13 protein-coding genes are annotated in these 12,941 nt (G+C 48.3%); 10 read left to right on the top strand and 3 right to left on the bottom strand.

Annotation, left to right across the window (positions count from 1 at the left end; all coding sequences use genetic code 11):
* The first annotated feature begins 48 nt into the window (after positions 1–48).
* The 4 genes from prpF to H4O27_RS02860 all read left to right on the top strand — a co-directional run bounded on the left by prpF (position 49) and on the right by H4O27_RS02860 (position 4,133).
* On the top strand, positions 49–1,218 hold the full coding sequence (prpF, locus tag H4O27_RS02845) for a 2-methylaconitate cis-trans isomerase PrpF (protein WP_165008419.1): 1,170 nt from the start codon (positions 49–51) through the stop codon (positions 1,216–1,218).
* Positions 1,219–1,940: 722 nt separating this feature from the next.
* Positions 1,941–2,561, top strand: a complete 621-nt coding sequence (locus H4O27_RS02850) for an L-threonylcarbamoyladenylate synthase (RefSeq protein ID WP_165008417.1) — start codon at positions 1,941–1,943, stop codon at positions 2,559–2,561.
* A gap of 80 nt (positions 2,562–2,641) precedes the next feature.
* Complete coding sequence (locus H4O27_RS02855; RefSeq protein WP_165008415.1) at positions 2,642–3,334, top strand: aspartate/glutamate racemase family protein; 693 nt, start codon at positions 2,642–2,644, stop codon at positions 3,332–3,334.
* Positions 3,335–3,482: 148 nt separating this feature from the next.
* A complete protein-coding gene (locus tag H4O27_RS02860) occupies positions 3,483–4,133 on the top strand; it encodes a site-2 protease family protein (protein WP_165008413.1) in 651 nt (216 codons plus the stop codon).
* A 53-nt stretch (positions 4,134–4,186) separates the two neighbouring features.
* Here H4O27_RS02860 and H4O27_RS02865 read toward each other — a convergent pair whose 3' ends face one another.
* Together H4O27_RS02865 and hemN are read right to left on the bottom strand one after the other, a co-directional pair.
* Positions 4,187–4,438 (bottom strand): DUF1289 domain-containing protein, encoded by a 252-nt coding sequence (locus tag H4O27_RS02865; RefSeq protein ID WP_165008536.1) that lies wholly within the window; start codon positions 4,436–4,438, stop codon positions 4,187–4,189.
* Positions 4,439–4,562: 124 nt separating this feature from the next.
* Complete coding sequence (hemN, locus tag H4O27_RS02870; RefSeq protein ID WP_165008411.1) at positions 4,563–5,969, bottom strand: oxygen-independent coproporphyrinogen III oxidase; 1,407 nt, start codon at positions 5,967–5,969, stop codon at positions 4,563–4,565.
* 151 nt (positions 5,970–6,120) lie between these two features.
* On the opposite strand from hemN, the gene fnr reads away from it, so the two are divergent.
* A complete protein-coding gene (fnr, locus tag H4O27_RS02875) occupies positions 6,121–6,855 on the top strand; it encodes a fumarate/nitrate reduction transcriptional regulator Fnr (protein ID WP_165008409.1) in 735 nt (244 codons plus the stop codon).
* 76 nt (positions 6,856–6,931) lie between these two features.
* Here fnr and H4O27_RS02880 read toward each other — a convergent pair whose 3' ends face one another.
* Positions 6,932–7,882 carry a CysB family HTH-type transcriptional regulator gene (locus H4O27_RS02880; protein WP_165008407.1) on the bottom strand — a complete coding sequence of 317 codons (951 nt, stop codon included), beginning with the start codon at positions 7,880–7,882 and terminating at the stop codon, positions 6,932–6,934.
* A gap of 442 nt (positions 7,883–8,324) precedes the next feature.
* On the opposite strand from H4O27_RS02880, the gene H4O27_RS02885 reads away from it, so the two are divergent.
* From H4O27_RS02885 to H4O27_RS02905, 5 genes are all read left to right on the top strand, one after another.
* Positions 8,325–9,068: an OmpA family protein gene (locus H4O27_RS02885; protein ID WP_165008405.1), complete on the top strand. Its 744-nt coding sequence runs from the start codon at positions 8,325–8,327 to the stop codon at positions 9,066–9,068.
* Positions 9,069–9,345: 277 nt separating this feature from the next.
* Positions 9,346–10,311: a thiamine-phosphate kinase gene (gene thiL / locus H4O27_RS02890; protein WP_165008403.1), complete on the top strand. Its 966-nt coding sequence runs from the start codon at positions 9,346–9,348 to the stop codon at positions 10,309–10,311.
* Positions 10,304–10,792 carry a phosphatidylglycerophosphatase A family protein gene (locus H4O27_RS02895; RefSeq protein WP_165008401.1) on the top strand — a complete coding sequence of 163 codons (489 nt, stop codon included), beginning with the start codon at positions 10,304–10,306 and terminating at the stop codon, positions 10,790–10,792. The genes thiL and H4O27_RS02895 overlap by 8 nt, the downstream gene beginning before the upstream one ends.
* 107 nt (positions 10,793–10,899) lie before the next feature.
* Positions 10,900–11,268 carry a Co2+/Mg2+ efflux facilitator ApaG/CorD gene (apaG, locus tag H4O27_RS02900; RefSeq protein WP_096295717.1) on the top strand — a complete coding sequence of 123 codons (369 nt, stop codon included), beginning with the start codon at positions 10,900–10,902 and terminating at the stop codon, positions 11,266–11,268.
* A 272-nt stretch (positions 11,269–11,540) separates the two neighbouring features.
* On the top strand, positions 11,541–12,917 hold the full coding sequence (locus H4O27_RS02905; RefSeq protein WP_193004323.1) for an alanine/glycine:cation symporter family protein: 1,377 nt from the start codon (positions 11,541–11,543) through the stop codon (positions 12,915–12,917).
* Positions 12,918–12,941: the final 24 nt, after the last annotated feature.

Genomic DNA, 12,941 nt, shown 5'->3' on the forward strand with positions numbered 1-12,941 from the left:
GCTAAACAGGCCGTCTGAAACCCAAACAAGAAAAAAAGGAGAATCAAAATGCCGCAAATAAAAATCCCGGCCATCTACTACCGCGGCGGCACATCCAAAGGCGTATTTTTCAAACGCACCGATTTACCCGAAGCCGCGCAACAGGCAGGCGAAGCGCGCGATAAAATCCTGTTGCGCGTGTTAGGCAGCCCGGACCCTTACGGAAAACAAATCGACGGTTTGGGCAATGCCAGCTCGTCCACCAGCAAGGCCGTGATTTTGGATAAATCCGAACGCGCCGGCCACGATGTCGATTATCTGTTCGGCCAAGTGTCGATTGACAAACCGTTTGTCGATTGGAGCGGCAACTGCGGTAACCTCACCGCTGCCGTGGGCGCATTCGCCATTTCGCAAGGTCTGGTTGACCCGGCCAAAGTCCCTTCGGACGGCATTTGTACCGTCAATATCTGGCAGCAAAACATCGGCAAAACCATCATTGCCCATGTGCCGATGCAAAACGGCGAGGTATTGGAAACCGGCGGTTTCGAACTCGACGGCGTGACCTTTCCGGCCGCCGAAGTACAAATCGAATTTCTTGACCCTGCCGACGGCGAAGGCAGCATGTTCCCGACCGGCAATGTAGTGGACGATTTAGACGTACCGAATATCGGCACCTTCAAAGCCACCATGATTAATGCCGGCATTCCGACCATTTTCCTGAACGCCGCCGATTTGGGCTACACCGGCACCGAATTGCAGGACGACATCAACAACGATCCGGCCGCTTTGGAAAAACTGGAAACCATCCGCGCATACGGCGCCGTCAAAATGGGCTTGATTCAAGACGTGGCCGAAGCTGCCACCCGAGCGCATACGCCGAAAGTAGCTTTTGTCGCGCCTCCGGCCGATTACACCGCATCCGGCGGCAAAGCCATCAAAGCAGGCGACATTGATTTGCTGGTGCGCGCCATGAGCATGGGCAAACTGCACCACGCCATGATGGGCACGGCTTCCGTTGCCATCGCCACCGCAGCCGCCGTCGAAGGCAGTTTGGTGAATTTGGCAGCAGGCGGCGGTAAACGTGATGCCGTGCGCTTCGGTCATCCGTCCGGTACTTTGCGTGTAGGTGCATCGGCCGAGTTGGTTGAAGGCCAATGGATTGCCACCAAAGCCGTGATGAGCCGCAGCGCCCGCGTGATTATGGAAGGCCGGGTGCGTGTGCCGGATGATACGTTTTAAGGCAGTTTGAAATAAGTTTGATGATAGGCCGTCTGAAACTGAGTTTCAGACTGCCTAACTTTTAACCGGCAGTCACTTGTAAATAAACTGACGAATCCGCTGGCGCAGCCGAACGCAGCATGATTTTGGCAGAGAAAAGGCTCGCTGTTTGAGCCGCCCTAAGCGGCAAGTTCGAGCCTGCTGCCAAAATCTTGTGAAGTAAGAGAAGTCCGCCCCAAAGGATGAACCTGCAACTGCGGCCGCCTTTCTTTTGTTTACTTTCAGCTTCGCAGAAATTCTGCTTTCTGACGGAAACCTCGTTTCAGCTCCGCAGAAACGCTGCTTGCTTCGGAAACTTCGTTTTAGCTCCGCAGAAACTCTGCTTGCTTCGGAAACTTCGTTTTAGTTTCGCAGAAACTCTGCTTCCTTCGGAAACTTCGTTTTAGCTTCGCAGAAACTCTGCTTCCTTTGGAAACTTCGTTTTCTTTGGTGAAACAAAGAAAAAACAGGCGGCTTTGCGTCCATAAAGCGCAAACATCAAATCTACAGAAGTAGTCAATAAATCCGATAAATTGAAATTCAGAAAATATTTTCACGATAGTGTTAAAAAAGTGATGTTTACTTGTTTGCGTAGACAAAAGGCGGTCTGAACCCAAAAACTTTCAGACGGCCTTTTGTCTTTTCAATCAATAAGTTTTACAATATGCGCCGAACCAAAAACATTAAACGCAAAGGACACAAACATGGCACAATTTTTCGCCATCCATCCCGACAATCCGCAAGACCGCCTGATTAAGCAAGCCGCCGACATCGTGCGCAATGGCGGCGTGATTGTTTACCCCACCGATTCCTGCTACGCGCTGGGTTGCCAATTGGGCGACAAAAACGCAATGGAAAAAATCCTGCAGATCCGCAAAATCGACCAAAAACACCACCTGACCTTGATGTGCGGCGACTTGAGCGAATTAGGCACTTATGCCAAAGTGGACAACAGCCAGTTCCGCCAACTCAAAGCGGCCACGCCGGGTAGCTACACCTTTATTTTGGAAGCTACCAAAGAAGTACCTAACCGCACCATGCACCCGAAACGAAAAACCATCGGCCTGCGTGTACCCGACAACAAAATCGCCTTGGCTTTGCTGCAAGAATTGGGCGAACCTTTGTTAAGCTGCACCTTAATGCTGCCCGAAGACGACGAACCGTTGACAGACCCTTACGAAATCCGCGACCGTTTGGAACACAGCGTCGATTTGGTGATTGACGGCGGCTGGTGCGGCACCGAGCCGACCACCGTGATTGACATGACCGACGGCACGGAATTGCTTCGTGAAGGCAAGGGCGATAAGGGTTTGTTTGGGTTGTAAAATATGATGAGAAAAGGCCGTCTGAAAAGGGATCTTTCAGACGGCTTGATACATAAAATCGTTAAGGAGAAAGGGAACTTATGAAAACCTTAGGCATTATCGGCGGTATGTCGCCCGAAAGTACGGTGATTTACTATCAGGAAATCAATCGCTTGGTGAATCAGAAAGCAGGTGGCAATCATTCTGCGCCGATGGTGATGCTGAGTGTCGATTTTGAAGAAATCGTACGGCTCCAGAAAAGCGGCGCATGGCAGGAAACGGGCGGAATTCTGGCAGAAGCGGCGGTTAAGCTCGAAAGCATTGGTGCGCAAGGAATTTTGTTGGCAACCAATACCATGCACAAAAATGCGGCCGAAATTCAGGCAGCCGTGAAAATACCGTTTTTACACATACTCGATGCCACTGCTGAAGTGATTAAGGCACAGGGCATTAAAAAGGCAGGCGTTTTGGGAACGGCATTTACTATGCAGGATGCGTTTTACAGAGACGGCCTCAAGCAGCGTGGCGTAGAGATGGTGGTTCCTGATGGGCAGGCACAAGCGGAAGTCCACCGCATTATTTTTGAAGAACTGTGTTTGGGGAAAATTCTGCCCGAAAGCCGTGATTTTTATTTGGATACTGTGCAGTATTTGGCTGAACAGGGAGCGGAAGGTGTGATTTTAGGCTGCACTGAAATCGGCCTTTTGATTCGCCAAGGTGATCATGAGTTACCGTTTTTCGATACTGCGGCGTTGCATGCGCAAGCGGCGGCAGATTTTGTATTAAGAACGTAAGTGTTTTCAAACCCTTTGCACTGCCTTGAATCCCTACTTTATGCCCATATCTGCAAAATCTGTTATATTCTTGACTATTTGGCGGTTCAGACGGCCTTGATATTGGAAAAGTTGTGTCCCAAAAACGGCTTTCCTCGGAGCAAAAACCATGTTTCAGAATTTTGATTTAGGCATTTTTTTACTGGCGGTGCTGCCGGTGTTGCTGGCGATTACGGTGCACGAAGCGGCGCACGGCTATGCGGCGCGGTATTGGGGCGACCATACCGCCGAGCAAATGGGCAGGCTGACGCTGAATCCGTTAGCGCACATCGATCCGATTGGCACGGTTGTAGTGCCGGCGGTATTGTTTTTTACCACCGGTTTTATGTTCGGCTGGGCGAAACCGGTGCCGGTGATTCCGCGCAATTTCCGTGATGTGCGCTTGGGTATGCGCACGGTGGCAATTGCCGGGCCGTTGTCGAACCTGGTGATGGCGTTCGGTTGGGGATTGGTGGCGGTGGCGGCTGTGTATGCGCCTGAATCGTATCAGCTTCCGATGTCAAAAATGGCGCAATACGGTATTTCGATTAATGCGGTGTTGTTTGTGCTGAATATGCTGCCGGTGCCGCCTTTGGACGGTAGCCGCTTTGTCGATAGTTTCTTACCGGCAAAGCAATCCATGCAATACCGAAAGCTCGAGCCTTACGGCACATGGATTATTCTGATTCTGTTGATGACAGGCGTGTTGTGGTCGGTGATCGGGCCGATGGTGAATTTTATTATGTCGTTGGTAGCAGGATTTGTCGGGTTGATTATATAAAAAAAACTAAGGCCGTCGGAATATTCAGACGGCCTTGTTGTATGTAGATTATCTTAAAAATCGAAACCGATTTGTTCGGCAGAAGAAGCATCGGCAGGGGCGAGTAAGTCGAGTTTGCGGTTGCGGATTTTGTTTTTGCGCATACTCAACAAACGCATGACTTGGTGTTTTTGGTCGTCGCTCATCTGCTGCCAATAGAGCCGTTCTTCACGACTGCGCAAACAGCCTTTGCAATAGCCTTTGGCATTGGCTTCGCATACGCCGGTACACGGGCTGGGAATAGTGAAAAAGTCGGGCTGTTGCATGGCAGGAAAAAATGTCATTTTTCTGCCATGGTAGGCGGTTATTCATGCGAAGTCAATGAGATACGAAAAAGGCCGTCTGAAAGCCGAATGTGTTTCAGATGGCCTTGTGATGAGGCTGAACGGTTTACACGGTTTGCGAATATTTCGCCGTGGTTTCTTTGTGGCGCAAATGGTAGTCGAATACCATGGCAATATTGCGGATCAGGAAACGGCCTTTCGGGGTAACGGTCAGCCCGTGAGGCTTCAAGCGTAGCAAGCCCAGTTCGGCCAGATTCTGCAAGTCGGCCAATTCATCAGCAAAATATTGGTGAAACGGAATGCCGAACACGCTTTCGTAAATTTGGAAATCCAATGAAAAGCGGCACATCAAATCTTGAATGATGTTGCGGCGCAATAAGTCGTCTTGGTTCAACTGATAGCCGCGCATAATCGGCAACCGGCCTTCATCGATGGCGGCGTAATAGGCTTCGATGCCGCGCTCGTTTTGGGCATAAGTGCTGCCGATTTTGCCGATACTGGAAACCCCGATGGCCACCAAATCGCAATCGGCATAGGTTGAGTAGCCTTGGAAATTGCGTTGCAACCAGCCTTCTTTCAGGGCGATAGAAAGCTCGTCGTCAGGTTTGGCAAAGTGATCCATGCCGATAAACACATAGCCGCGGCCGGTCAGGGTTTGTACGCAGTATTGCAGCATGTCGAGCTTTTCTTCACTGCCCGGTACGGCATTGGTGTCGATGCGGCGCTGTGGTTTGAAAATATGCGGCAGGTGGGCATAGTGATACAGTGCCAAGCGGTCGGGATCGAGGCTGAGCACGGTATCAATGGTGGCTTTCATACTCTCTACCGATTGATGCGGCAAGCCGTAAATCAAATCGACGCTGACAGATTTGAAGCCGGCTTCGCGGGCGGCATCAATCACTTCTTTGGTTTCTTCAAAGCTTTGAATGCGGTTCACCGCTTCTTGCACCTTCGGATCGAAATCCTGAATGCCCACGCTCATGCGGTTGAAACCGAGCTTGCCGAGTTTGTGTACTGTTTCGCGGCTGACTTTGCGCGGGTCGATTTCGATGGAATATTCGCCGTTGGGTATGAGTTGGAAATGTTTGCGAATCATCTCAAACACGCGTTCGAGTTGGCCGTCGTTCAAGAAGGTCGGGGTGCCGCCGCCGAAGTGAAGTTGGGCTAATTGATGGCGGCCGTTGAGATGAGGGGCGAGCAGCTCCATTTCACGCTCGAGATACTCAATATAAGCATCGGCACGGGTTTTATCCTTGGTGATGATTTTGTTGCAGCCGCAGTAATAGCAGATGGTATTGCAAAACGGAATGTGAATATAAAGCGATAAAGGCTTGTTGAGCGCGCCCAAACCGCGTAAGTGCAGTGCATGGGTGTATTCGGCTTCGCGAAAGCCATCGTGGAAGCGGTCGGCAGTAGGGTAAGAAGTATAGCGTGGGCCACTTGCCGGAAGTTTGGCAATCAAGTCGCGGTCAAACTCTGGTATATCGTTGTTTTTTATTGAGATTATTTTCATGATGGTCGTGTTGTGTCTATATTTTGTTTAACGAATTAGTAAAATTCGATTTAGTTTGCTAGAATGCCACATTATGATAAACCTGTCTTGATATGAGTCAAGATAAGCTTAGTCAGGGCAAGAAGTTTTATAAAAAAGGTATTTTTATTTTATGGCCACACACAATTCTACACATCAATTGAAAGCATTGTGTTCGACGTGTTCTTTGCGTGAACTTTGTTTGCCGGTTGGTTTGTTGCCTAACGAATTTTCCCAATTGGATGCCGTGATCCGTCAGAGCCGCCGTCTGAAAAAAGGCGAATATCTGTTCCGTGCCGGTGAGCCGTTTACTTCTTTGTTTGCCATTCGCGCCGGTTTCTTTAAAACCACAGTGGCGAGTCAAGACGGGCGTGACCAGGTGACCGGCTTCTTTATGTCGGGCGAGCTGATTGGTATGGACGGCATTTGTTCGCATGTCCACAGCTGTGATGCCGTAGCCTTGGAAGATAGTGAAGTGTGTGAATTGCCGTTTGCACACATGGAGGAGTTAGGTCAAAACATTCCGAGCCTGCAAACACACTTTTTCCGCTTGATGAGCCGCGAAATCGTGCGCGATCAAGGCGTAATGTTGTTGTTAGGCAATATGCGTGCCGAAGAGCGTTTGGCCGCGTTTTTGTTGAATTTGTCGAATCGTTTGTATTCGCGTGGTTTTGCCGCCAATGATTTCATTTTGCGTATGTCGCGTGAAGAAATCGGCAGCTATTTGGGCTTGAAACTGGAAACAGTCAGCCGCACACTGTCGAAGTTCCATCACGAAGGCTTGATTGAAGTGGAACACAAACACATTAAGATTCTTGATTCACAGGCTTTGAAAAAAATGGTATCCGGTTGTGCGCATGCCGTGTAAGGTTGAGGCATAAAAAGGCCGTCTGAAACATTTTGGTTTCAGACGGCCTTTTTATGCCTCCGGGCAGACAAACGCTTTAAATAGAGAAGTCTTCCACAATCGGTGCATACAAGATGCGGTCGATGGTCTCGCGGTTTAAATGCGGTGCGAACATTTCGATAAAGTCATAAGTATAGCCGCGCAAATAAGTATCGGAACGGATAGCAATCCAAGTTGGCGACGGCTCGAACAAATGAGCAACATCAATCAATTCTAAATCCTGATCGGCTTGCGGGTCATAAGCCATTTTCGCCATCAAGCCCGCACCCAAGCCCAGTTTGACATATGTTTTCAGTACATCGGTATCAGCTGCGGCCAAAGCGACTTCCGGCTGCTCCAGCTTGGCTTTGGCAAAAGCGCGTGCAATACTGCTGCCGGAATGGAAGGCGAATTCATAAGTAATCAACGGGAAGCCGGCCAAATCTTCAATGCTGAGCGGATTTCTACAATCGAGCAAAGGATGGTTTTTCGGCACCACCACCGCATGATTCCAGTCGTAGCAGTTGAGTTTGCGCAATTCAGGGTGATCGTCGAGCTTCTCGGTAATGATGGCGATGTCGGCTTCGCCGTTGCTGACCATTTGCGCAATCGCCGAAGGGCTGCCTTGTTTGATAGTAAGATTAACCTTGGGATAATGTTTCACAAAGTCAGCCACAATATGTGGCAGGGCATAGCGCGCCTGTGTGTGAGTGGTGGCGATGGTGAGTGCGCCGCTGTCATGGCCGGTAAACTCACTGCCGATATTTTTGATGTTTTGCACATCCCGCAAAATACGCTCGGAAATTTCCAACACTGCTTTACCTGGCTGCGAAACCGAGACCACACGCTTGCCGCTGCGGATGAAAATCTGAATGCCCAGTTCTTCTTCCAATAATCGGATTTGTTTGGAAATTCCCGGTTGGGAAGTAAACAGCGCGTCGGCTGCTTCGGAAACATTCAGATTATGGCGGTAAACTTCGAGCGCGTAGCGTAACTGTTGTAATTTCATGGTGTTTGAGTTGTGGGCATTGTGCGACAATATGGCGTAATTTAGCATATTTTATTTAATTTGTCGGCGGGAATCGGGTTTCTTTGGGAAGTTTTTGTTTTTTCAAGAAGTATCTGAATTCGATATGAGAAAGTCTTAAAAAGGAACAGTTATACTTTGAAATGGTTGTTGCTTTTGCGCAACGATAGCGTAAACCTTACGGGGATTTATCCATAAATAAATGACACAAGATTGATTTTTCGGCATGATTGGCAATCAGGAAGCAGGCAGTTTCATGATTGTTAAGAGGCATCGAGTATTGACAGTTTGCCCTCGGCTTCTTTATAGTGCAACCTGATATATCCGATTTGCCGCCATTTTATATGCTGCGGCCTGTATATTGGTAAAGTTGCAGCGGCGCATTACAGTATCCGTTGCATAACAATTTTGATGAGGGAATAAAATGACCAAACAGCTGAAATTAAGCGCATTGTTCGTTGCCTTGGTGGCTTCTGGCACCGCAATGGCAAGTGAAGCGCATACCAAACACGGTTACACCGTAAGCAGCAAATCTCAAGAAGTCGTGCGCAACAGCTACGGCGAGTGCTGGAAAAACACTTACTTCGACAAAGCCACTCAAGGCCGTGTTGAATGTGGTGATGCCGTTGCTAAAGTTGAAGAGCCGGAATACGCTGATGAAACTGTTTCATTGTCTGCTAAGACTTTGTTCGGCTTTGATAAAGACGTCTTGCGTCCTGAAGCTCAAGAAAACCTGAACGCTTTGGCCCAACGCCTGAGCAACAGCAACGTACAAACCGTACGTGTTGAAGGCCACACTGACTTTATGGGTTCTGAGCAATACAACCAAGCATTGTCTGAGCGTCGTGCTAATGTCGTGGCTAACTACTTGGTTAACCGCGGTGTTGCTTCTAACAAAATCTCTGCTGTAGGTTTGGGCGAATCTCAAACTCAAATGACTGCAACTTGTGAAGCCGAAGTAGCTAACTTGGGTAAAAAAGTTTCTAAAGCGAAACGTCGTGCTGCTCTGATTGCATGTATCGAACCGGATCGTCGCGTTGATGTGAAAATCCGTAGTGTGGTAACTAAGCAAATTGCTCCTGGTACTGTACAAGGTGAACGTCCTGCTGTTGATGATGGTTGGATCCCTTCTCCACACAGCCGTGTACATGGCTACACCAAACCTTAATTAGGTTTTGAATAAACCCCGCTTCGGCGGGGTTTTTATTTGTATTTTATTGCTGGCAATATTCAATATTGATGGTAAATTGGGTTTATGTCGATTTCAGGCCGTCTGAATTATAAACGCAATGGCTTAATTCAATGTCAGCGCAGACAATTGGTTTTGAGATAAAATAATAAAGATAGATTAGACAATTCAATCATTTGTATAAAAATAATTTTTTAAAACACGGTTAGAGTTGTTTCCTTTTTTGTAATGTGGTTTACTTTTTTAGGAAGCCTGAATGACGGAATTTGATTTTATTCGAAAATACCTGCAAAACCGGCAGCAAGACCATCAAGTTGTGCTGGGTATTGGTGATGATGCAGCAATTGTGCGCCCGCAAGCAGGGTATGACTTGTGTTTTAGTTCGGATATGTTGCTGAAAAACAGGCATTTTTTTGAAGATGTAGAGCCTGAGGATTTAGCATGGAAAGTGCTGGCGGTTAATATTTCGGATATGGCTGCGATGGGAGCGAAACCAAAATGGGCTTTATTGAGTGCAGGGCTGCCTGAATTGGATAAAGATTGGTTGAGTCGTTTTTGCAACAGCCTTTTTGATTTGGCGCAACGCTTCGGTGTGACCTTAATCGGTGGTGATACGACACGCGGCGATTTGGTTTTTAATGTCACGATTGCAGGTGAGCTGCCGCAAGGACAGGCGTTGCGTCGTGATGCGGCAAAAGCCGGCGACGATATTTGGGTTTCCGGGAAAATTGGTCTGGCTGCTTCAGCTTTGAATTATTTGTTGAAACGGTGCGATTTGCCGTTTGAAGTTTTTCGGCGGTGTGAAGCTGAGCTATTAAGGCCCATGCCGCGTGTGGCGTTGGGGCGGGCGATATTGAATGTGGCGCATGCTGCGCAAGATGTTTCAGACGGCCTAGCCCAAGATATCGGCCATATTTTGACAGCTTCAAATGTCGGTGCGGAAATTTGGGCGGATGAGGTGCCGACGTTGCCCTCATTAAAAACTGCATTGCCGCGTGAACAATGGCTGCAATACACCTTAGCCGGTGGCGATGATTATGAATTGGTGTTTACTGCGCCGCAACATTGCCGCGAAGCATTGTTGGAGGCTGCGCAAAAAAGCAACACACCGATTACGCGCATCGGTAGAATTACCGATGCATGCCGTCTGAAAGTGGTAAACTCTGTTTCAGACGGCATGGAAATTGCATTAACTTCTTTAGGATTTGATCATTTTGGCTGATTTTAGACCAACGTTTTCATGGTTGAAACAAAAGCCGCTGTGCTTTCTGGCATTCGGTTTCGGCTGCGGTTTGGCGCCGGTTGCGCCGGGAACCTTCGGCACACTTCCGGCCTTACCGATTGCGTTTGTGCTGGCTTTGCTCGGTATTACCGGTTGGTGGTTAGCATTGGTTTGCGCGGGTCTGTTTGTATGGGGCATTCAGATTTGTAATCATGCCGAAAAAGAATTAGGCATTCAGGATTACGGCGGCATTGTGTGGGACGAAATTGTAGCCATGCTGTTGGTTTTGGCATTTGTGCCGTTTAAATGGCATTGGTGGCTGGCGGCGTTTGTTGTGTTTCGCTTGTTTGATGCCATTAAACCGTGGCCGATTAAATGGTTTGATGCCCGCATACACGGCGGTTTGGGCATCATGCTGGATGATATCATCGCGGCATTCATGGCGTTGATTGTTTTGAATATCGCGGCGTGGATTGTGTAAACAATCCGACATTTTGACCGGAAGCATATCCCGGCAAAATGCAGGTTATCTGATGATGGCTTTTTATAAAATTCACTAAAAAAATATTACCATACGGGGTAAACAACATGAATCAAATTGAAATCAATGTACAGTCACGTTATGTGGCTGGGCAAAGCGATGTTTATCGCGACCGTTATGCCTTTAATTACGTCATTACCATCTGCAACCGAAGCGACGAGGTGGTAACCTTGCGTCAGCGTTTCTGGGAAATTACCGACGGACATGGTGAAACAGAATCGGTCGGCCATCCGGGTTTGGTTGAAGAACAACCGGTCTTGTATCCGGGCGAAGAATACGAATACAACAGCGGTTCGCAAATCAGTACGCCTTGGGGTAGCATTGAAGGCGCGTATGAATTTGAAAACAGCATCGGTAAACGCTTTATTGTCGGTGTGCCGAAATTGGATTTTAAAGCAGGCTTTACCTTGCAGTAATTAACATTGAAATGCCGTCTGGAACTGGTTTCAGACGGCATTTTTAATAAATTGTTGCTTATTTCAACATTATTTTCTAAATTATTCTGAAAATTTGCTAAAAATCATCATGATTTTAGTATTTTATTTTTTATTTTAAAATAAAGGCTTAGCTAAATAAAAAACCAAAACATTCCTGATTTGCAACATAAGTTGTGTACATAACATTGCAAAAATTAACTCTTTATGCTGAAATCAATCCATCTTAACAAAAATGGCAGAGGAGAATGCTGATGGAGGCATTGAAATCATTCTTCGACGTGGTCAGCGGATGGGTGTGGGGTCCGATCATGCTGGTGTTGCTGGTCGGTACCGGTGTAGTGTTGACCGTTATGCTAAAAGGCTTGCAATTCAGCATGCTGGGCTATGCATTAAAACAAGCGTTCTGCCCGCATCCTAAAAAAGACGACCAAGACCATGAAGGTGATATTTCCCATTTTGGTGCGCTGATGACGGCTTTATCGGCCACCATCGGTACCGGTAATATTGCCGGTGTAGCCACTGCGGTGATAGTCGGTGGTCCGGGTGCTGTGTTCTGGATGTGGGTTACCGCCATTTTCGGTATGGCTACCAAATACGGCGAAGGCGTGTTGGCAGTGAAATACCGTGTGCAAAACAAAAAAGGCGAGATGTCCGGCGGCCCGATGTATTATATCGAAAAAGGTTTGGGCAACAAGTGGAAATGGATGGCGTATGCCTTTGCGCTGTTCGGTACGTTTGCATCGTTCGGTATCGGTAGTTCGGTACAGTCAAACTCAGTGGCGCAAGCCGTGCACGCCAGCTTTAATATTACGCCTGGCCTGACCGGCGCGGTATTGACTTTGCTGACCGCGATTGTGGTACTGGGCGGCATCCGCGGTATTGCCAAAGCGGCTTCGGTGATTGTACCGATGATGGCGGTATTGTATGTGTTGGGTGGTTTACTCATTATCCTGATGCACTTGGACATGGTTGCACCGGCAGTCAGCCTGATTTTGCGTGACGCGTTTACCGGTGAAGCAGCAGCCGGCGGTGCGCTCGGTATGGTGATTCGTTACGGTGTGGCGCGTGGTGTGTTCTCTAATGAAGCCGGTATGGGTTCGGCGCCGATTGCGGCAGCTGCGGCCAAAACCGACCACCCTGTGCGCCAAGCTTTGGTGTCGATGACCGGTACCTTTTTGGATACCATCGTGGTGTGTTCGATTACCGGTATCGTGTTGGTAATAGGCTTGATGGGGGCGGGCGGTGAATTTGTAAAACCGGAGTTGAGCGGTGCTGCCTTGACCACGATAATCTTCCAGCAATTATTGCCGGGCGCGGGCGGTTGGATCGTGACCATCGGTTTGATTTTCTTCGCATACTCAACCATTTTGGGCTGGTGTTACTACGGTGAGAAATGCGCGACTTATGTATTCGGCGACGGCTTTGCCAATATCTACCGCGTGTTTTATGTTGCCACCGTAATGCTCGGTACCGTATTGAGCTTGGATTTGGTTTGGTTGGCAGCCGACACCTTCAACGGCTTGATGGCAATTCCAAACTTGATTGCCTTGTTGCTGTTGTCCAAAGTGATTGTCAGCGAAACCCGCGACTTTAAACATAAAGTGAAAAATGGAGAATTGCCACACTGATTAACGTGATGGCTGAAAGGCCGT

Source organism: Neisseria yangbaofengii (assembly GCF_014898075.1).
GTDB classification, from domain to species: Bacteria; Pseudomonadota; Gammaproteobacteria; order Burkholderiales; family Neisseriaceae; genus Neisseria; species Neisseria yangbaofengii.

Coding starts and splice junctions, on each gene's coding strand:
- prpF (WP_165008419.1), top strand. CDS start 49: ATGCCGCAAATAAAAATCCCGGCCATCTACTACCGCGGCGGCACATCC.
- H4O27_RS02850 (WP_165008417.1), top strand. CDS start 1,941: ATGGCACAATTTTTCGCCATCCATCCCGACAATCCGCAAGACCGCCTG.
- H4O27_RS02855 (WP_165008415.1), top strand. CDS start 2,642: ATGAAAACCTTAGGCATTATCGGCGGTATGTCGCCCGAAAGTACGGTG.
- H4O27_RS02860 (WP_165008413.1), top strand. CDS start 3,483: ATGTTTCAGAATTTTGATTTAGGCATTTTTTTACTGGCGGTGCTGCCG.
- H4O27_RS02865 (WP_165008536.1), bottom strand. CDS start 4,438: ATGCAACAGCCCGACTTTTTCACTATTCCCAGCCCGTGTACCGGCGTA.
- hemN (WP_165008411.1), bottom strand. CDS start 5,969: ATGAAAATAATCTCAATAAAAAACAACGATATACCAGAGTTTGACCGC.
- fnr (WP_165008409.1), top strand. CDS start 6,121: ATGGCCACACACAATTCTACACATCAATTGAAAGCATTGTGTTCGACG.
- H4O27_RS02880 (WP_165008407.1), bottom strand. CDS start 7,882: ATGAAATTACAACAGTTACGCTACGCGCTCGAAGTTTACCGCCATAAT.
- H4O27_RS02885 (WP_165008405.1), top strand. CDS start 8,325: ATGACCAAACAGCTGAAATTAAGCGCATTGTTCGTTGCCTTGGTGGCT.
- thiL (WP_165008403.1), top strand. CDS start 9,346: ATGACGGAATTTGATTTTATTCGAAAATACCTGCAAAACCGGCAGCAA.
- apaG (WP_096295717.1), top strand. CDS start 10,900: ATGAATCAAATTGAAATCAATGTACAGTCACGTTATGTGGCTGGGCAA.
- H4O27_RS02905 (WP_193004323.1), top strand. CDS start 11,541: ATGGAGGCATTGAAATCATTCTTCGACGTGGTCAGCGGATGGGTGTGG.